18 protein-coding genes are annotated in these 18986 nt (G+C 37.6%); 9 read left to right on the forward strand and 9 right to left on the reverse strand.

The genetic code is table 11. From position 1 onward, the window contains the following. The first annotated feature begins 15 nt into the window (after window positions 1-15). Window positions 16-1062, forward strand: a complete 1047-nt coding sequence (locus tag FRZ67_RS17550; protein ID WP_147191662.1) for an ABC transporter permease — start codon at window positions 16-18, stop codon at window positions 1060-1062. 99 nt (window positions 1063-1161) lie between these two features. Further along, window positions 1162-1611: a CBS domain-containing protein gene (locus FRZ67_RS17555; RefSeq protein WP_147191664.1), complete on the forward strand. Its 450-nt coding sequence runs from the start codon at window positions 1162-1164 to the stop codon at window positions 1609-1611. On the opposite strand, the gene FRZ67_RS17560 is transcribed toward FRZ67_RS17555, so the two are convergent. After that, window positions 1612-1893: a DciA family protein gene (locus FRZ67_RS17560; RefSeq protein WP_147191667.1), complete on the reverse strand. Its 282-nt coding sequence runs from the start codon at window positions 1891-1893 to the stop codon at window positions 1612-1614. It lies immediately after the preceding gene. A 128-nt stretch (window positions 1894-2021) separates the two neighbouring features. Here FRZ67_RS17560 and rimM point away from each other — a divergent pair, with 128 nt between their 5' ends. Beyond that, window positions 2022-2543: a ribosome maturation factor RimM gene (gene rimM, locus FRZ67_RS17565; RefSeq protein ID WP_147191669.1), complete on the forward strand. Its 522-nt coding sequence runs from the start codon at window positions 2022-2024 to the stop codon at window positions 2541-2543. A gap of 67 nt (window positions 2544-2610) precedes the next feature. Here the strand turns inward: rimM and FRZ67_RS17570 are convergent, their stop codons facing one another. The 5 genes from FRZ67_RS17570 to FRZ67_RS17590 all read right to left on the reverse strand — a co-directional run bounded on the left by FRZ67_RS17570 (window position 2611) and on the right by FRZ67_RS17590 (window position 6601). Beyond that, window positions 2611-3738 carry a saccharopine dehydrogenase family protein gene (locus FRZ67_RS17570; protein ID WP_147191671.1) on the reverse strand — a complete coding sequence of 376 codons (1128 nt, stop codon included), beginning with the start codon at window positions 3736-3738 and terminating at the stop codon, window positions 2611-2613. A gap of 82 nt (window positions 3739-3820) precedes the next feature. Next, complete coding sequence (locus FRZ67_RS17575) at window positions 3821-4627, reverse strand: class I SAM-dependent methyltransferase (protein WP_147191673.1); 807 nt, start codon at window positions 4625-4627, stop codon at window positions 3821-3823. Window positions 4628-4756: 129 nt separating this feature from the next. Then, window positions 4757-5701, reverse strand: a complete 945-nt coding sequence (gene plsX / locus FRZ67_RS17580) for a phosphate acyltransferase PlsX (protein WP_147191675.1) — start codon at window positions 5699-5701, stop codon at window positions 4757-4759. Window positions 5702-5732: 31 nt separating this feature from the next. Further along, window positions 5733-5927, reverse strand: a complete 195-nt coding sequence (gene rpmF, locus FRZ67_RS17585; RefSeq protein ID WP_147191677.1) for a 50S ribosomal protein L32 — start codon at window positions 5925-5927, stop codon at window positions 5733-5735. Between the two features lie 116 nt (window positions 5928-6043). Then, complete coding sequence (locus tag FRZ67_RS17590; protein WP_147191679.1) at window positions 6044-6601, reverse strand: YceD family protein; 558 nt, start codon at window positions 6599-6601, stop codon at window positions 6044-6046. Between the two features lie 206 nt (window positions 6602-6807). Here FRZ67_RS17590 and FRZ67_RS17595 point away from each other — a divergent pair, with 206 nt between their 5' ends. Beyond that, window positions 6808-7989, forward strand: coding sequence for a DUF3810 domain-containing protein (locus FRZ67_RS17595; protein ID WP_158638397.1), 1182 nt, complete (start codon window positions 6808-6810; stop codon window positions 7987-7989). A 28-nt stretch (window positions 7990-8017) separates the two neighbouring features. Here the strand turns inward: FRZ67_RS17595 and dnaG are convergent, their stop codons facing one another. Next, window positions 8018-9940, reverse strand: a complete 1923-nt coding sequence (dnaG, locus tag FRZ67_RS17600) for a DNA primase (RefSeq protein ID WP_147191683.1) — start codon at window positions 9938-9940, stop codon at window positions 8018-8020. A 228-nt stretch (window positions 9941-10168) separates the two neighbouring features. Here dnaG and FRZ67_RS17605 point away from each other — a divergent pair, with 228 nt between their 5' ends. The 5 genes from FRZ67_RS17605 (at window position 10169) to FRZ67_RS17625 (ending at window position 17986) form a co-directional block, all read left to right on the forward strand. Continuing rightward, on the forward strand, window positions 10169-11110 hold the full coding sequence (locus tag FRZ67_RS17605; protein WP_147191685.1) for a DUF6263 family protein: 942 nt from the start codon (window positions 10169-10171) through the stop codon (window positions 11108-11110). 295 nt (window positions 11111-11405) lie between these two features. Continuing rightward, entirely contained in the window at window positions 11406-12710 is a 1305-nt protein-coding gene (locus FRZ67_RS17610) for a TolC family protein (protein ID WP_147191687.1), read from the forward strand. Between the two features lie 17 nt (window positions 12711-12727). Further along, window positions 12728-13855, forward strand: coding sequence for an efflux RND transporter periplasmic adaptor subunit (locus FRZ67_RS17615; RefSeq protein WP_225975385.1), 1128 nt, complete (start codon window positions 12728-12730; stop codon window positions 13853-13855). A 294-nt stretch (window positions 13856-14149) separates the two neighbouring features. Continuing rightward, the gene (locus FRZ67_RS17620; protein WP_147191691.1) at window positions 14150-17338 is read left to right on the forward strand and encodes an efflux RND transporter permease subunit; all 3189 of its coding nucleotides are present in this window, start codon (window positions 14150-14152) and stop codon (window positions 17336-17338) included. A gap of 174 nt (window positions 17339-17512) precedes the next feature. Next, on the forward strand, window positions 17513-17986 hold the full coding sequence (locus tag FRZ67_RS17625; RefSeq protein ID WP_147191693.1) for a nucleoside deaminase: 474 nt from the start codon (window positions 17513-17515) through the stop codon (window positions 17984-17986). Window positions 17987-18110: 124 nt separating this feature from the next. On the opposite strand, the gene FRZ67_RS17630 is transcribed toward FRZ67_RS17625, so the two are convergent. Both FRZ67_RS17630 and FRZ67_RS17635 read right to left on the reverse strand, forming a co-directional pair. Continuing rightward, a complete protein-coding gene (locus tag FRZ67_RS17630; protein WP_147191695.1) occupies window positions 18111-18485 on the reverse strand; it encodes a DUF1573 domain-containing protein in 375 nt (124 codons plus the stop codon). Between the two features lie 21 nt (window positions 18486-18506). Then, window positions 18507-18959, reverse strand: coding sequence for a DUF1573 domain-containing protein (locus FRZ67_RS17635; protein WP_147191697.1), 453 nt, complete (start codon window positions 18957-18959; stop codon window positions 18507-18509). Window positions 18960-18986: the final 27 nt, after the last annotated feature.

Genomic DNA, 18986 nt, shown 5'->3' on the forward strand with positions numbered 1-18986 from the left:
TGACAATACAAATTAATGCTTCGTTTTATTACAAGGAAATTAGTCTATGGTATGCTTGTTTTATTAGGGGTAGTAATTCTTGTGTTCTTTCTATTCCAGGGTTTTGGAGATCCTGCAAGATTGGTGATTGGTCAAACAGGTGATAGTGCAACCATTAACAACATTCGTAAAGAATTGGCACTTGATCAGCCAAAATGGAAACAATTTGTTTTATACCTCAACGATATTTCCCCCATTAGTGTTTATTCAAAAGAAGATATTGCCACCCGTGAATTAAAAGGAATTTTTATCGGGACCGATACAAAGCTTGCTATTAAATTTCCTTATCTCAGGCGTTCTTACCAAACACGTAAAGAAGTTTCATCTATACTAATGGAAGCGTTGCCGGGAACATTAGTGCTTGCCTTTACAGCAATGTTCATTGCGACTGTATTAGGTATTCTGTTGGGAGTGCTTGCCGCCGTAAAACAAAATACGTGGATGGATACTTCTGCCGTTTTTGCCAGTGTGCTCGGCATTTCTGCACCATCTTTTTTTATGGGTATCATACTTGCCTACTTATTTGGATTTATGCTAAGTGACTATACTGGTTTGCACATGACGGGCAGTTTATATGAGTATGATGTTTTTGAAGGAAAACAATTACAGTTACAAAATCTTATACTGCCTGCAATAACATTGGGTATTCGTCCACTGGCCATCATTACACAACTTACACGCAGTGCCATGCTTGATGTGCTGAGTATGGATTATATACGCACTGCTTATGCAAAAGGTTTAAGCAGGAAAGCCGTTGTATTTAAACATGCATTACGCAATGCATTAAATCCTGTTGTAACAGCCATTACAGGCTGGTTTGCAGAATTGCTTGCCGGTGCTTTTTTTGTAGAATATATTTTCGGTTGGAAAGGTATTGGAAAAGTAACCGTTGATGCTTTGGAGAAGTTAGATTTCCCGGTTGTAATGGGAAGTGTATTATTAACCGCAACATTTTTTATAATGGTGAATATACTCGCAGATATTCTTTACGGTGTCATAGACCCAAGAGTGCGGCTTCACTGATAAGACGCAAATGCATCGCTGACCAAAATCATAAATTAGTGCCGGATTAATTAATATTTTTGAACGGTTATTGATTACATCATTTATAAACCAACTTCCATGCGCACTGTAAGTGAAATATTGAAAACAAAAGGCCCGCAATTCAATTATATTGCTCCAACCAGAACTGTGCTCGAAGCGGTTAGTTTAATGAAAGCAGAGAATATCAGCTATCTTATTGTAAGAGAGAATGGAAATTATTTGGGTATTATTTGCGAAAGAGATTACACGCATAAAGTTATATTGCTTAATAAACATTCAGATACAACACTTGTAAAAGAGATCATGAGTACAGACCTTCCGGTAGTTGGTTTAAGTGATACCACAGAGGAATGTATGATGCTTATGAATTCTTCCAAAAGCCGCTATTTGCCTGTATTTGAGGGTTTTGAATTCAAAGGTGTAATTACTATTCACGACCTGATGCGTGAAGCAATTGCTGCAAGCGAAAAGCCGGGCGCAGTTCCTACAGAACATCATGAAAAACTGATGAGAGATTACTGGATATAGTTAGCGGATAACAACATTTCTTATGTAAGATTCACCCATTGCTTCATTGATGCGTTCAATGATTTTCTCTTTTTGGTAAAGCAACTCATTCTTAAGAGGGCCTACTGCAGTATTTATAAATAAGGTATGGTTGATGATCTCAATCTTATCTGTGTATTTGGCAATCGTTTTGCCCATCACTTCTTCCCACACACTTTCAATCTGCACCGCACGAATGCCATTCTTGAGTTTGCTTTTCTCAATGAATTGTTTCAATGCATCACCAATTTGAAGTTGTGCCATATTGTAAATGTAAACACAAAGCAAAATCAGAATTACTTTTTTGTTTGCTAATTTTTATGTACCCGGCTGCATATCGCTATTTAACTTTTGTTGCGTCGCACTCTTGTACATTGTAGCTTTGCGCAGCAATGGATAACAACTACATTAATATTGGTAAGATTGTAAGTGTACATGCATTAAATGGTGAAGTGATCATTAAACATGCGCTTGGCAAGAAAACAATTTTCAAAGAAGGAGATGTAATTTTTGTTGAACAGGTAAAAGGGGCTTACCTGCCACATTTTGTTACTTCATCAAAAGCCAAAACAGAGGAGGAAACGATTTTGCAATTTGATGATATAGATTCAAGAGAAAAAGCACTGAAGTTTATTAAGAAACAAGTTTGGCTTACCGAAGAAGATTTTGCGAAATATGCTGCAAAGAATTCACCAATTGCATTAATTGGTTTTACACTCCTCAACGAAGGTGAAAAGCTTGGCATCATTGATGAAGTAATAGAGCAACCGCACCAGGTTTTATTGACTATAAAGATCAATGGTAAAGAAGCGTTGATTCCATTGCATGAAGAAACACTTGATAATATTGATCGCAAAAAAAAGGAAGTGCATGTAACCCTTCCTGATGGTTTATTAGAAATTTATTTAGAGTAATATTACTGCAGTACAAGTGTGCGACGCAACAGTAGCTGAAGGTATTACTACTGTTGACTAAAAAAAATTAATATTCTTTCTTTATCCAATTCACATTTCTTTCTTTCAGGTAATTGATAACATAATCAAATACTTTTTTATCATCACCAATTAATTCCGGAGGAAACACACCTTTTTTTGTAATTAAGCCTTCTGCAAAAGCATTTGCAGCAGCGGTGCAGGTATAACCTGTGGTGCGTGACATAGATGAAGTTTTGCTTGCATTATCAAACCTGTCAAGCATTGAGTATTCTATAGTTTTATCTGCACCACTCATTTTCCCTTTTACAACAACTTTCATTATAGTAAACTCTTCTTCTTCCTGCCCAAGTTTCCATTCATTTAATAAAATAGCTGAAGTATATTCCAATGGTTTTATTTCCTTGCCCTTATAGTTAATTATCTCTTCAGAAAAGAAACCACTTCTTTGCAACGCAACGATCAATTCTGCATGACCGGGGTAACGCAATGTTTTTTCTTTGAGATTTGGAACATGTGGCATCGTGTATAAAATAGAACGCAAACCATCTGTATTAAAACATTCGAGCGTGCCAACTTCATCAAAATCCATTAGCTCAACTTCAGTCATTGCGGGCTTTACAACGATCTGCCCGTTTTCTTTTAAACGAGCAGGACGTGTATATTCTTCAATAACATCAATGGGAGAGAAGGGCGCTTTGTATTCAAAAGGTTTCTTTCTTGTCTTTGGTAAACCACCAACATAACATTCAAAGCTATTTATATCCATAATTGTGTTGTAGTAACCGATAACCAAATTACTTACGCCAGGTGCAACACCGCAATCTGTAATAGCAGTGACATTTTTTTGTTTTGCTAAAGCATCTAATACCAACGCATCTTCCGGAAAGAAAGAAATATCTACGACATTCTTGCCTGCTTCAATTACAGCCTTCAATGTATTGAAACCCATAAAGCCGGGAACTGCAGTTATTATTAAATCGAAATCCTGTAAAAGATTTGAATAGTTGCTATAAGCTTTTAAATCTGTCTTTACGGTTTTTGTATTGGATGATTTCGATTTCAGGATGTCAAGTGCATGTTCGCTTGCATCAAAAGAAGTTACATCATGCTTTTGTGCGAGATCAATAGCCATGGTACGTCCAACCATACCACTTCCTAATACTGCTATTTTCATATGGAATTATTTTAAGAGGCGGCAAAGCTAAGAAAAGAAAGGAACAAGAAACAGGATTGAGAAAACAAGAACCACCGATAGTTCAAATACTTCTGCTTTCTATCTTTATTTTAAATGTTTTATCGGGGGTTACCGGACTTTGTAAAACAGAAGCTGGAAATTGTTCTCTTATAAAAATTGCACACATTGTATTGGATACATGATAAAGATTTTTTCGAAATGCAACAGGAATTCCATCGAGTATACCTGCTAAAACTTCTGGTCTGTACTTTTCAGGATTGTATGCATAGTCATGCCAAACGACAATTGATTTTTCATGGATAAGATGCTCAAATATTTTTTGTGTATCATTTTTTACATATTCGTTGCGGTGATCTCCATCGATAAAAATTAAATCAAATTTTTTGTGTACACTTTTAAAATCATAAGTCAAAGAATTGCCTGTTATGTGTTTGATATTTTCTTTGCCTTTTGAAAAGAAGCCATGCAGGTCAGCATATTTTTCACCCAAGCCTAATGATATGATTTCTTCTTTTGAGAGATTCAACGTGTAGCATTCCTTGCAGTTCTCTGCGACATTAATTGCACTTTCGCCACGCCAGGTACCAATTTCAAAATAACTGCAATCTTTAAATCTTTTGGTCAATGATTTTAATAAAGCAAAATCTGTAGGTAGAGAGCTGCCGTCTAAAAAAGCAACACAGTCAAGCGTTTCGGAGAAGTTCGGTGAAATTTCATTAATGTCTACAACAGGCAAACCGTTTTTTATCTGGTAGCTTTTTTCAATGTATTGCTGCCACACTGCATCATCTGCAAGCACATTATTTAAGAGCCAGGGATTTTTTATTATTGCCGCAATTGCCTTTAATGTCTTGCTTAATTTTTTCATCGGTTGAAATTAAACATTTCAGTTGAGTGAGTTGAGTAATGAACTGAACGTACAAGCGTGCGACGCAACAGGCGATGCTACACAGTACAACAGCCGGGCTCAAAAAATAAAATAAAAAATGAAGTGAGATTATGCAGAAAAACTTTCCTGTATTTTATTACAGAGATCAGTATTGATCATTTTTTCTGCGGTAGAAATCATGTTCATGAAAGCTTTATCATTACTGATACCATGACCAATAACAACTGGTCTTGCTACACCAAGCACTGGTGTGCCGCCGTATTGTTCGTAGTGAAAACGGTTAAAATATTCATCATCGTGCACCTGGCGATTGAGCGCCACATCGTACACAGATTCGGCAAGTTTTAAAATTACGTTACCTGTAAAACCATCGCAGACAACAACATCAGCCTTGTCCTGGAAAATATCTCTGCCTTCAATGTTACCAACAAAATTGATCTTGTTGTTTTCTTTCAGCAACGGGTAAGTTTCTTTACAAAGCTGGTTGCCTTTGCCTTCTTCTTCACCTACATTCAACAAACCAACACGTGGATTATTAATGTTCAAAATATGTTGTGCATATTGGCTGCCAAGAATTGCGAAATGATTTAAGTGCTCTGGTTTACAATCAACATTCAAACCTACATCAAGCAGCAAACCCGTAGCCCCATTTAGCTTCGGAACAATCGTTGGAATGGTTGGTCTTAAAACACCTTCAATTGTTTTGATGGTATACATCGTGCCTACAAGCATGGCACCGGTGTTACCGGCACTAATGAATGCATCAACTTTGCCTTTTGCAAGCAAACCAAAACCAATGGAGATAGAAGAGTTTGGCTTTTCTTTCAGAGCTTTTGTAGGAGGTTCGTGGTATCCCACTATTTCAGGTGCATGAATAACTTTTATCTTTTCACTATCGATATTATATTCATGCAAAAGAGGCTGTAATACAGCCTCATCACCTAAACAAAATATAGTAGCCGGACGCGAAGAAGCCGACAGATAAATCTGCAAACCTTTAACCGCTTCAAGCGGAGCGAAGTCGCCACCCATCATGTCAAATGCAATATTCATGCAAGGCAAGCTATGGAATATATTTTAAAGATTAAGCTTTCAACGGTGCTTTTTCAGACACCAACTTACCCTTGTAAAATAATTTTCCTTCGCTTACATGTGCACGGTGGCGTACATGTGTTTCGCCTGTAGCGCTGTCTTTGCTTAATGTTACTTCCTGGGCAACATAATGCGTTCTTCTCTTTGCACTGCGCTGTTGTGAATGTCTGCGCTTTGGATTTGGCATAACTCAGATTTTTATACTTCTAAAAAATTTATATCAGTTTCTTTTGTGAGCAAACTTCATTACTACTATTAAGCTTCTGTTGTGTCACTCACTTGTACGTTCTTATCTCTATTCAACTATTCTTCTTCCAGGTTCTTAAACTTTTCCAATCCTTTCCAAACACTTGTATTACTCTTTGTTTCTTTCTCCGCTTCCGTCTGCATCTGTTTCAACTTCTCCAATACCTCTTTATTGCACTGTGGTCCGCCAACTTCATCTTCCGCACACATTTTCTGCATTGGTATGCTCAGGTTTATGAACTCATAGATCCAGTCGCCAACATAAATATGACTTTCCGTTTTGCTGATATAATAAACGTCGGGATCTTCTTCCTGTTCATTCATTGTATCAGGTTCATCTACCAGTTTTACAGTAATCCTGAATTCATCCCAAAGCTGCATGGTAAGATCATTGCCACAACGGTCACAGCTGACATCTGCACTTCCATCCACGTCAAACTTCAGCATCATGAACGAATTATTTTTTTCCAGTTCCAGCTTTATTTTAGCTGTACAATGGGAAAAATCCTGTTCACCATAGTGTTTAAAGAACTTATCATCTACCTGGTAATCAAAGTGATGAATACCGGGTTTTAGTCCCACAAATGCAATTTCGTACGCTCTCCGGTGGTTCATATCCACTTTTTTTGGGGTGGCAAAGGTAACGGAAAAACTATTTACCTCCAAAGGAATCTGCATCTGCTGAAAAACATTCCCGTTGTTACCTAACACTATAATTATCAACGGTGAAAGATATTTAACGACAGGTTTTCATGGCATCTGACTTTGGAAAGCTAAAATTACAGATTTTAGCAGCCGCATTGCTGCATAACAATCAAAGCATGGATAAAAACAAAGGTAAAAGAGCGTGGCTGAAACTCATTATTCCCCTGGCAATAGCTGTTAGCATGAGCCTCATTTCCGGTTTCCCGGCTTTAATTGAAAAATATTATACAGGATATGTTTATCCTGTTATCAGCACAACAATGCGTTTTCTTTTTGGGTGGCTGCCATTCAGTATTGGAGACTTGCTTTACCTATCTGCTGCAATCTGGCTCATTGTAAGGTTTTATAAAACAGGTAAAGCTGTTTTAAAAAAACGTGTTTCAAAAGAAAGTTTCCTGCGATCGCTTCGCAGAACAGTGGCTGTAATACTTTGGATCTATATAATTTTTTACAGTTTTTGGGGATTGAATTATAGCAGGCTTGGGATATCCTACCAGCTAAAGCTTGAGCCAGTTGACTATTCGACTAATGATCTGAAAATATTAACTGCCTCACTCATCACTAAAGTAAATGCTTCCCGACTTGAATTGGGAGATTCAGTAACATATCCTTCCAATAAAGAAATGTTCTCTATAGCGACATCTGCTTACAACAGAGCCGAACAAAATTTACCTTTTCTGCATTACAAGGTTGCTTCTATAAAAAGTTCCATGTGGGGCTGGTTAGGAAATTATACAGGCTTTCTTGGTTATTATAATCCTTTCTCTGCCGAAGCCCAGGTTAATACAACTGTTCCTCGTTTTGTAATTCCATTTACAGTTTGTCATGAGATCGGTCATCAATTAGGTTACGGCTCTGAAGATGAAGCAAACTTCTCCGGTTATCTTGCTGCCATGTCTTCAACTGATGAGCGCTTTCATTACTCTGCTTATTTTGATCTATTCAATTATGCCAATCGTGAATTATTTATAAGAGACTCATTTGCTGCAAGAGCTAATTATAAATTGTTAGACACACTGGTTAAAAAAGATATACAGACGTATAAAAAATTTATCATTGATCACAAGAATCCCATAGAGCCTTTGATTGATAAAGTTTACGGCAAGTATTTAGTAGCCAACAATCAGCCAAACGGTTTAGATACTTATGATGAAGTGGTGGGTTGGTTAATTGCTTATAAAAAAAATATGGAGAATTGTAAGCCCCAACTCCTAAAGGGAGTGAAAAATAAAGAAGTTGTGTTGATAGTGTTCAATAGTGTTACGAACGTACAAGTGAGTGACACAACCAAAACTTAATAGTAGCAATGCAGCTTATAAACAAGTATTATTTCAAATACACCGTATGCATTTCGCTCGTAAGTGTTCTTTCAATTTCTTTTAACTGTTTATAAATAACAATAAGCCCTGTATATTTTTCTTCATTTTTTTCGTGGCTCAATTCATCTTCCAGTTCGAGGTACATGCGTTTTATTTTACGCAACTTGTAGATATTAAGTGCAGAATTGATAACATTGGTTATATCATTATCAAGTTTTACAGAATAGCCTTCCATGCGCCTGCCCCAATCATGCACTTCGTAAGGAAAATGTAAGAGGCCTGCAACAAATGCATTCATCTCTGTATCGCTGCTGTATAAAAATGTTTTGGTATCAATATGTCCGTTTGTATGCAGCATATTAAAATAAGCATCTACGATTTTATCCAGTTTATCATTTTTTAGATGAAACTCCTGCAACACTTCATAGATAGCATCGGCAACATATTTATCTTCATTCAGCAGTTGATTGCCATATTCTATTAAACGTTTTACAATTTCACGTTCCTGGAATTCATCTTCAAGAAAAAGATTTGCTGCATCATCTGCTGCCTGTTCTGTCTGTTGTGATGCAATATATTTTGCTTCGCTGGCAGGAGATTTCTTCTCGTCTTTGGAAATTTTTTCCCGGATGAATTTATTTACAAGATTTGTAAGCCCACCTTCATCAATTCTTAACAATGTTGCGCTCTGTCTTATATACTCTTCTTGCTTGCTAAAGTCTTCTGCTTTATTGATCTTACTGATGGTCTCAGCAATATGATTAACGACTTCATTCTTCTTGTTTACATCATTGCCAGCATCTTTCAGCATTATATCCAGCTGAAAAAGAATAAAATCTTTTTTATTTTGTGCAACAAAATCTTTGAAACCCTGTGCACCAACCAGTCTTACATAACTATCCGGGTCCTCATTATCCGGTATCAATACAAGATGCACATTCAGGCTTTCTTCAAGCGCCATATCAAGTCCTCGTAATGCAGCTTTAACGCCTGCAGAATCGCCATCATAAACGATCGTAAGATTGTTGGTATATTTTTTTATTAAACGAAGCTGATCGGTTGTAAGCGAAGTGCCACCACTTGCCACAACATTTTCAACACCTGCCTGCGATAATGAAATCACATCAGTGTAACCTTCCACGAGAAGGCATTCGTCATTCTTATCAATGGCTAATCTTGCAAAGTATAAACCATACAGAATTTTACTCTTTATATATAATTCATTTTCCGGCGTATTAATATACTTCGGTGCTTTATCTGCTTTGCCAATTACACGTGCACCAAATCCAATGATCTTACCGGAATTATTATGCACCGGAAAAATGATCCTGCCACGATAATTATCAATCAGTTCATCATTACGATTTACTACCAAACCCGATCGCTGCAATACTTCGGCACTGAATTGATTTTGCATTGCAGCTTTTGCAAATGCATCTCTTGCCTGCGGGTTATAACCTACCTGGAATTTTTGTAAAGTCTCATTTGTAAAACCTCTTTCTTCCAAATAGCTTAATGCAATATTTTGCCCTTCTTCTGTATCGAATAATTGTGTTGCGAAAAACTTTTGCGCAAAACTGTTGAGGATGTATAAACTTTCTGCAGCCTGTTGTTGTTGTTTTACTTCATCGCTTACCTGGGTTTCTTCAATCTCCACATTATAACGTGCAGCCAGCCAGCGCAATGCTTCCACATAACTGAATTTCTCGTGTTCCATTAAAAATGTAATGGTGTTGCCACTTCTTCCACAACCAAAACATTTATAAATTTCTTTTGCGGGAGACACGGTAAACGATGGCGTTTTCTCTCCATGAAAAGGGCAAAGCCCAAGATAATTTGCACCACGTTTTTTCAGCTTAATAAATTCCCCGATCACATCAATAATATCAATGCGGCTGGTAATTTGTTGTATGGTTTGCGGCGAGATCATGTTCAGTAAAAGCGAACTGCGAACTTATGAATAATTTTTTGGGTACAGGCTTTTGTTCTTGTGGCATCTGTTGTTGTGTCACTCACTTATACTTCCCGTTAAATATTGAGCTCAACGTACAAGAGTGCGACGCAACAAAAGCCTCATAATATTACTGCACCATGGCCCATAAAACGCTGCTATAAAATAAAAGATAAACCCTACCTTGCCGCCTTTAAAAATAAAATTATGCTCAAAAAATTTTTAACTGTTGCTGCAATTGCAATGTCAGTAATTATTGCTGGTTGCGGAAGCGGTAGTGAAACAAAAACTGCCGATGGTTATGTACTTAAATTCAATATGGCCAAGGGTACAAAATTCGAATACTCCATAACAATGGATATGTCAATGAAGCAAAATGTGATGGGGAAAGATATGGATGTGAAAAATAAAATGCTGATGGGTTATACATTCGAAGTTAACGGTGATAGTGCAGGCTGGAAAAAAGTTGCTGCAACTATTTCAAGAGTTGCAATGGATATGAACGCAGCAGGCATGACCGTTCACTTTGATACGAATGAACCTGATACTGCAACAATTTCTGAGCAGAATCCTATGGCTATGGTTGGTAAAGTAATGGGCGCTATGAAAGGCGGACAGTTTGGTTTTACTATTAATGAAAATGGAGAAGTTGGATCTGTATTTGGCCTGCAGGAAATGATGCAGAATATGGTATCAAAAGCAAACCTGCCAAATGCTGAAACAATGATGCAATCTATCAGTAAATCTTTTGATGAAGAAAATTTTAAACAAAACATGCAGCAGTCTTTCAACGTGTACCCCGGTAAGCCTGTAAAGACTGGTGAAAGTTGGAACAAAACAATGACCATGAAAAACAGTGGTATGGATATGAAGATGGAGAACACATATACGCTGCAATCCGTAACAGGCGATGATGCTTTGGTTAAGGTTGTTTCCAAAATTTCATCCGGCGGAGATACTACAGGAACAATGGGTATGAAAATGGATATGAGTGGCACTCTCGATGGCGATATGCATTACAACCTGCCAACAGGGATGCCGGAAAAGGGTAATATGGATATGAAAATGAACATGAAGATGACGGGCCAGGGAATGGAAGTACCGATGGACATGGATATGAAAATGCTTTTCGAAGGAAAGAAATTATAATTGTCCCGGCTGCTGTAAAAGTATTTGGCTTTACTTGCGTCGCACACTTGTACTTATGTTCTCTGTGGAGCATGGTGCAATTTTGCGGCGTTTATTTTTTCTTGTTGAATGAATTGTAATTTTTTTGTCATTTAAACAAACGTTTGATTAATGTAAAGCAAATTCCTATTTTTGCGCTCCGTTAGTTGCTGACGACTTAAAAGTATTAGCGCCAACATTTTTTGCCTGCCATTGCAGATTAACTTCTGCTTAGTAACTTGTACATTTAAAGTTTGAAAAGTTTATAAGACCGAGTATGAAAAGACTTATTGGTATAGTTGTAATTACATTTGTCGTTATAAAATCTTCTGCTCAAAATGATTTGTTGCAGCAGGCAACATTGGATAATGTAGTGCAGTATGCATTGCAGCACCAGCCATTGCTAAAGCAATCAGCAATTGATGAGCAGATAACAGAGCAGCAGATCAAAAGCAAATTATCCGACTGGTACCCGCAGGTAAATTTTGCATACAACTACCAGCATAATTTTGAATTGCAAAAAACCGTCTTTGCAGGAAACACTGTGCAAATTGGTGTAAATAATACTTCTGCATTACAGTTTACTGCTACACAAAATCTTTTTAACAGAGATGTATTACTGGCAAGCCGCACTGCGGATGATGTGCGTAAGGCAATCAAACAAAATACAACCAATACCAGGATAGATATAGCTGTATATACTATTAAAGCATTTTATGATGTACTGGCAACTACGCAGCAAATAAAAGTTGCTGCAGAAACGATAATAAGATTAGAAAGAAGCTTAAAAGATGCTACTGCACAATATAGTGTAGGTGTAGCAGATAAAACAGACTATAAACGTGCAACTATTGCATTGAATAATGCCAGAGCTTCTAAATCAGCTAATGAAAACTTGTTGAAAGCTAAGCTAGAATATTTAAAAACGGTTATTGGTTATCCAACCGGGAGTGATCTGAACATTGTTTACGACAGCCTGGCTATGGAAAAAGAAATTTATACAGATACATTGCAATCTGTTGATTATACTAAGCGTATAGAATACCTGCAGTTAACTACGCAAAAGAAATTACAGGAAGCAAATTTAAAATACAACAAATGGAGCTATATCCCAACGTTGTCAGCGTATGGAGCTTATAATCTCAATTATCAGAATAATTCCTTTGGCAAATTATATAATACTTCTTTTCCTAATTCTTATGCTGGGCTTAGTTTAGGTTTCCCCATCTTCCAGGGTTTTAAACGTACTGCTAACATAAAGCAGGCTCAGCTGGAGATAACAAGAGTTGATTGGGATATCATCAATCTTCAAAAAAATATAAGTGCAGAATATGCACAGGCACTTGCATCATACAAAGCAAGCCTTACAAACTATCAGGCGTTAAAAGAAAACGTTGACCTGGCAAAAGAAGTGTATGATGTTATCCAGCTGCAGTACAAAGCCGGTGTAAAAACATACCTCGAAGTAATAACAGCAGAAACGGATCTGCGTAGTGCAGAGATAAATTATTACAATGCTTTGTACCAGGTATTGGCAAATAAAACAGATGTGCAAAAAGCATTGGGGCAAATTAATTATTGATAAAACAACTATAGTATATGTTATTGAAGCAAATGAAAAATATAGCGGTATTAAGCAGTTTATTCATCACCGCATCCTGCGGCAGTAAAACACAACAGGGGCAAATGCAAGGCCCGCCACCTGCTGTAGCCGTTACTGTAGCTGATGTTGTATCTACACAGGCTATCTACTACGATGAATATCCTGCAACTGTTACAGCATTTAATGAAATACAACTTCGGCCGCAGGTTACCGGTTTTGTTACGGGCATTTATTTTAAAGATGGGGATCGTGTTAAAAAAGGGCAGAAGTTATATTCCATAGATCAGCAGCAGTATGAAGCAAACTATCAACAGGCCATTGCTAATGTAGAAGTGCAGAAAACTAATATGTTGAAAGCCCAAAAAGATGCAGACCGTTATCATGAACTTGATAAACAGGATGCCATTGCCAAGCAACAGGTAGACTATGCTGATGCAGCATTGGAAGCATCAAAGAAACAGGTGGAAGCAGCAGAAGCCAATGTACGTGCGGTTCAAACAGGTGTTAAATACACAACTATTTTTGCACCTTTCGATGGAACCATTGGCATATCACAGGTAAAGGTTGGTGCACCGGTTTCTGCAGGTCAAACAATTTTAAATACTGTTTCATCAGATAATCCTATCGCTGCAGATATTGCAGTTGATCAGAAAGAAATATTTCGCTTTACTAAATTAGCAGAGCAAAAAATACAATCTAAAGACAGCACTTTTACACTTGCATTCGGAGACAGCATTTATGAATATCCTGGTAAGATAAGTTTAATAGACCGCGCAGTTGATCCGCAAACAGGAACTATCAAAATGCGTCTCGAATTCCCTAATCCTAAAAGCGAATTAAAAGCAGGCATGACGGGCACTATACGTGTACTAAACAACAACATGCAGAAATCTTTACTTATTCCTTACAAAGCTGTAACAGAACAGCTAGGAGAGTTCTTTGTATTTATTGTTAAGGACAGTAACAAAGTTTCTCAGCAAAAAATTATATTGGGTAAACAGATAGGCACCAATGTTATTGTAAAAAGCGGTTTAACGGATGGAGATAAAATTGCAGTACAGGGCGTACAGAATCTTAAAGAAGGTTCTTCTATTAAGCTTGATACAACAGCACAAAAAAAATAATTTTTGTTGGCAGGCTTTGGGTTTTTATGGCATCGTCTGTTGTGTCACTCACTTGTACTCTTGAATACAAGTCAGCAAAGTCGGAAATTCGGTAAGTCAGAAAGACCGTCACAAAATGTAAGCTTCTTTCGGACTTTGGGTCCTGCTGACTTCCGGACTGAACGTACAAGAGTGCGACGCAACAAAAGCTAATAGTAGCAATATAGTTTGGCTATAAAAGAAACATTAGATCATTAATCGTGCATGATAATGTAGCAGAACATATTCATCATTCACGATTCACCATTCACGAATATGATAGCAGATACTTTTATTAAACGACCGGTTACAGCGATAGTTATTTCGGTGGTAATTGTACTCGTTGGATTGATTTCAATGCAAACATTGCCTGTTGCGCAATACCCTGATATTACACCACCAACAGTTTCTATTGCGGGTAATTTTACAGGAGCAGATGCGCAAACGGTTGAGCAAACCACCACTACAGCCATTGAATCACAGGTTAATGGTACGCCTGGAATGACCTACATGAATAGTACCAGCACAAGTAGCGGACAAAGCTCCATAACAGTAAATTTTGAAGTAGGAACAGACATAAATATTGCAACACTTGATGTGCAGAATCGCGTAAGTGTTGCACAACCTTCACTGCCGGATGCGGTTAAACGTTTGGGTCTTACAGTGCGTAAACGTAACCCAAGTATTATGATGGCGCTTGCATTGTATTCGCCCAATGGCTCTCATGATGCAACTTTCTTAGGAAACTATGCAAATATTTATTTGAAAGATGCATTGCTTCGTGTAAAAGGCGTGGGTGATATATTTACAAGAGCAGATGATTTTGGCATGCGTATTTGGTTAGATCCGCAGAAACTCGCAAACTTAAAACTTACTCCGGTTGATATAACCAATGCGCTTTCAGAACAAAACCTTCAGGTAGCAGCAGGAACGATTGGTGGTAATCCTCAAAAAGATGCACAGGCATTTGAATACAGTGTGCTTACAAATAGCCGTCTTAATACAAAAGAGCAATTCGAAAATATTGTTGTAAGAACAACTCCTGCAAATGGAAGCCTTGTGTATTTAAAAGATGTAGCAAGAATTGAATTAGGAAAATTTGATTATAGCATCAACGCTTTTGTAAATGGCAAACCTGCTGCATTTGTTATCATATACCAGGCGCCCGGTGCAAACGCTTTGGATACTTACAAAGGCGTTAATGGAGCATTGGAAAATTTGAAAAAATCATTTCCGAAAGATGTAGATTACCTGGTTCCTTTAGAAACCGCCACTGTAGTAGAAACTTCTATAAATGAGGTAGTACACACACTTGGGGAAGCATTGTTGCTTGTGGTAATTGTTGTGTTTCTCTTCCTGCAAAACTGGCGTGCTACATTGATTCCATTGCTTGCAATTCCTGTATCTCTTATAGGAACATTCATATTTTTTATACCATTTGATTTTACGATCAACACACTTACACTTTTTGCATTTGTACTTGCAATTGGAATAGTGGTGGATGATGCGATTGTTGTGGTCGAGGCGGTACAACATTATATAGACAGTGAAAAGATGTCGCCTAAAGAAGCAACTCAAAGGGCTATGAAAGATATTTCCGGTCCTGTAGTTGCCATTGCATTAATATTAGCTGCGGTATTTATACCTGTTGGTTTTATACCGGGCATTGTGGGAAGGTTGTATCAGCAGTTTGCAATTACCATTGCTACATCTGTTATTATTTCTGCGTTTGTTGCGTTGTCTTTAACACCTGCATTATGTTCTATAATGCTTAGGCCGTCAAAAGAAGAAGACGCAAAGAAAAATTTACTGGAAAAATTCTTTGCTTCATTTAACAGAGGGTTTGGAAGAATGGCCAACTCTTATACAAGAGGTGTTGGCAAATGGATAAGGGGCACACCATATGTTTTAATAATGATGGTTTGCCTGTTTGTTGGTTTATTCTTCTTATTCAAAGCAAAACCAACGGGATTTATTCCGACAGAAGATGAAGGAAGATTGTATGTAACTTATGAAATGCCTGAAGGTACATCCACCACAAGAAGCGTAGAAATGTTAAAGGAGATCATGGACCGTGTGCAATCTATGCCTGCAGTGAAAGTGGTTGGTGGTCTGGCTGGGCTTAATATTATCAGCTTCTCAAACAAGTCGAATGTAGGAACCATGTTCGTGAACTTAAAACCCTGGGCTGACAGGGAAGATGCGGGCTTGCAAATAAAAAGTGTTATAGCAAATGTGCAAAAGCGAACTGCTGATATAAAAGAAGCAAGAATCTTACCTATTTCTCCACCTGCGATTCCGGGGCTTGGCCAAACATCTGGCTTTACATTTGAATTGCAGCAAACAACAAGCACGGATAATATTCAACAGTTTGAACAGGTAGCACGCAAGTTTCTTGGTGCGCTAAATCAAAGACCTGAAATAGGGATGGCTTATACTTTCTTTACAACAAGAACACCAAGTTACCAGGTAGATGTTGACAGGGATAAAGCAAAGAAACTCGGCGTAAACATTGCAAGCGTTTACGGCACACTCTCAACATTATTGGGCAGTTCTTACGTGAATGATTTCAATTTGTATGGAAGAAATTTCCGTGTGATGGCCCAGGCCGACAGCACGTATCGTACATCATTAGATAACCTTCAGCAATATTATGTAAGAAATGAACAAGGCAATATGATACCATTAGGTTCATTGATCACAACAAAACTGGTAGAGAATCCTGCATTAATTTCTCACTATAATATTTATCGCTCGGTAGAAATAAACGGAACACCAAAGCCAGGGTTTAGCAGTGGTCAGGCTATTGAGGCATTAAAAGAAGTTGCTGCGCAAACATTACCGGCAGGTTATAGTTATGAGTTCTCAGGTATGAGTCGTGAAGAAATTGCAGCAGGAAACAGCACCGGAACCATCTTTGCAATTTCTATTGTATTTGTATTTCTTTTCCTTGCGGCATTATACGAAAGTTGGTCAATTCCATTCTCCGTATTATTTGCAGTGCCTATTGGAGCATTTGGTTCAATTCTTACGCTTACTCTTTTACCCAACCTTACCAATAATATTTATGCGCAAATTGGTTTGATCACATTGATCGGGCTTGCAGCGAAGAACGCTATTCTTATTGTTGAATATGCAAAAGAACGCGTAGACCGTGGCATTGATATAGTGCATGCAACATTGCAGGCAGTGCAGCTGCGTTTGCGACCTATCGTAATGACCTCCCTTGCATTTATTCTTGGTGTATTACCACTGGCATTCGCTACGGGTGCGGCGGCAGAAAGCCGTAAAACCATTGGCTGGACTGTATTTGGGGGTATGATCGCAGCAACAACACTGGCCATATTTGTAGTGCCTGTATTGTTTGTATTAATTACGAAAATTGCTTACGGTAAAAAGCTAAAGAAACTGCAGGAACAACAAAGACTGGAAGAAGAAATGGATCGCTCAATGTTAAACACTTAGATAATTTAAAAATAGAAAAAGATCCCGCTGTAAACACAGCGGGATTTTTTTTGTACCCGGCTGTAAATTTCTATAGCATCGTTCCTTGCGTCGCACACTTTTACAGCAACTCAATATGCATCATAAAAATAAATGAGCTTTTGTAATTTTATATGTTCGAAAATTTTATAAGTCATGACAAGGGAAGAGCAATTCATGCAACAGGCAATTAATATTGGGTTAGAGGGCATGCGTAATAATGTTGGCGGTCCTTTTGGATGTGTAATTGTAAAAGATAATAAGATAATTGGTAAAGGTTGCAACAGCGTAATTGCATCTAACGATCCTACAGCGCATGCAGAAGTTGTTGCTATACGGGAAGCATGTAAAACACTTGGTTCATTTCAGTTAGAAGATTGCGAAGTATATACAACATGCGAACCTTGCCCCATGTGTATGGGTGCTTTATATTGGGCAAGGCCGAAGAAAATATATTATGCAAATTCAAAAGCTGATGCTGCTGCTATTGGCTTTGATGATTCATTTATTTATGAAGAGTTTGGTTTACCAATAAATGAGCGAAAAATGAGCATGGAATATTTACATCATGCAGAAGCTATAAAGATGTTTGAAGAGTGGAAAAAGATGAACAACAAAACGTTGTATTAAAGCTTATAAAAGACGTATAGTACAAGAGTGCGACGCAAGGAACGATGCTATAAGTACAAATGTTTGGTTCATAAAAAAAAGCTCACACCAGGCGAGCTTTTTTATTTATTGAGATGAATTTATTTTATTCCGGTTTTATAACTTCTCCATCAATGGTAAGTACAACAGGCTCTGCAACACCGGCAAATTTCACGGTAACATTTTTGGTAAAAGCACCTGGGTTAGCTGCATTGTAAGTAACTTTTATTACTCCTTTCTTACCTTTCATTATGGGTGTTTCCGGATATTCTGGTTTTGTGCAACCACAACCGGCAACAGCGCTTTCTATAACGATAGGTTTATCTGTATTGTTGGTAAAAGAGAACTCTGTTGTTACAGGTTTGTTTTGAGGAATTTTACCAAAAGAATGTTTGGTTTCTTTAAATTCTGCGGGGGCAGTTGTTTGCGCAAAAACAGGAATGGCTATTACAAATGCTAAAGCAGCTAATATTTTTTTCATAGTAAAGTATTTTGGCGTTTATTAATTTGGTTTTATTTTTTCCAATGCGGGGTTGCCCGGTGCAGCATTGTCCGGTGTTTTATAAGTTTGTCCGTGGAATCTTATCACCTGGCTATAACCGCCTTTGAAGAATATGGTAACTACTTTTTGAAACTGACCATCAGTATTCCCGTTAAAGCCAATACCTATCTTGAAAGTTTCGCCGGCCTTATAAGGGCCAGGCTGCCATTTAGGAGTAGTGCATCCGCAACCAACCTGAACGTTTTCTATCCTAAGAGTGTCATTGGAAATATTTTTCATTTCCAATTCAAATTCAGCAGGTTTGCCAAAAGGTATCTTACCAAAATCATGATCGATTTCTTTAAACTCAACAACTTTGGAAATATCAGGCTGCTGTGTTTGTTGGTCTGTAGTTTGTGCTTTTAAAAGCGTTACAGCAAAAAAAGCGGGAATTAGGAATAAAACTTTTTTCATTGTTTTTATGGTTTACTCTGTAAAATT

Origin of the sequence: Panacibacter ginsenosidivorans, assembly GCF_007971225.1 — a bacterium.
GTDB lineage: Bacteria > Bacteroidota > Bacteroidia > Chitinophagales > Chitinophagaceae > Panacibacter > Panacibacter ginsenosidivorans.

Bases quoted from the DNA above. Each gene is read 5' to 3' on its own strand.
- plsX (WP_147191675.1), bottom strand. From the start codon at position 5,701: ATGAATATTGCATTTGACATGATGGGTGGCGACTTCGCTCCGCTTGAA.
- FRZ67_RS17615 (WP_225975385.1), top strand. From the start codon at position 12,728: ATGTTATTGAAGCAAATGAAAAATATAGCGGTATTAAGCAGTTTATTC.
- dnaG (WP_147191683.1), bottom strand. From the start codon at position 9,940: ATGATCTCGCCGCAAACCATACAACAAATTACCAGCCGCATTGATATT.
- FRZ67_RS17590 (WP_147191679.1), bottom strand. From the start codon at position 6,601: ATGAACCACCGGAGAGCGTACGAAATTGCATTTGTGGGACTAAAACCC.
- FRZ67_RS17560 (WP_147191667.1), bottom strand. From the start codon at position 1,893: ATGGCACAACTTCAAATTGGTGATGCATTGAAACAATTCATTGAGAAA.
- FRZ67_RS17625 (WP_147191693.1), top strand. From the start codon at position 17,513: ATGACAAGGGAAGAGCAATTCATGCAACAGGCAATTAATATTGGGTTA.
- FRZ67_RS17605 (WP_147191685.1), top strand. From the start codon at position 10,169: ATGCTCAAAAAATTTTTAACTGTTGCTGCAATTGCAATGTCAGTAATT.
- FRZ67_RS17595 (WP_158638397.1), top strand. From the start codon at position 6,808: ATGGATAAAAACAAAGGTAAAAGAGCGTGGCTGAAACTCATTATTCCC.
- FRZ67_RS17610 (WP_147191687.1), top strand. From the start codon at position 11,406: ATGAAAAGACTTATTGGTATAGTTGTAATTACATTTGTCGTTATAAAA.
- FRZ67_RS17555 (WP_147191664.1), top strand. From the start codon at position 1,162: ATGCGCACTGTAAGTGAAATATTGAAAACAAAAGGCCCGCAATTCAAT.
- FRZ67_RS17550 (WP_147191662.1), top strand. From the start codon at position 16: ATGCTTCGTTTTATTACAAGGAAATTAGTCTATGGTATGCTTGTTTTA.
- FRZ67_RS17575 (WP_147191673.1), bottom strand. From the start codon at position 4,627: ATGAAAAAATTAAGCAAGACATTAAAGGCAATTGCGGCAATAATAAAA.
- FRZ67_RS17620 (WP_147191691.1), top strand. From the start codon at position 14,150: ATGATAGCAGATACTTTTATTAAACGACCGGTTACAGCGATAGTTATT.
- FRZ67_RS17635 (WP_147191697.1), bottom strand. From the start codon at position 18,959: ATGAAAAAAGTTTTATTCCTAATTCCCGCTTTTTTTGCTGTAACGCTT.
- rpmF (WP_147191677.1), bottom strand. From the start codon at position 5,927: ATGCCAAATCCAAAGCGCAGACATTCACAACAGCGCAGTGCAAAGAGA.
- FRZ67_RS17630 (WP_147191695.1), bottom strand. From the start codon at position 18,485: ATGAAAAAAATATTAGCTGCTTTAGCATTTGTAATAGCCATTCCTGTT.
- rimM (WP_147191669.1), top strand. From the start codon at position 2,022: ATGGATAACAACTACATTAATATTGGTAAGATTGTAAGTGTACATGCA.
- FRZ67_RS17570 (WP_147191671.1), bottom strand. From the start codon at position 3,738: ATGAAAATAGCAGTATTAGGAAGTGGTATGGTTGGACGTACCATGGCT.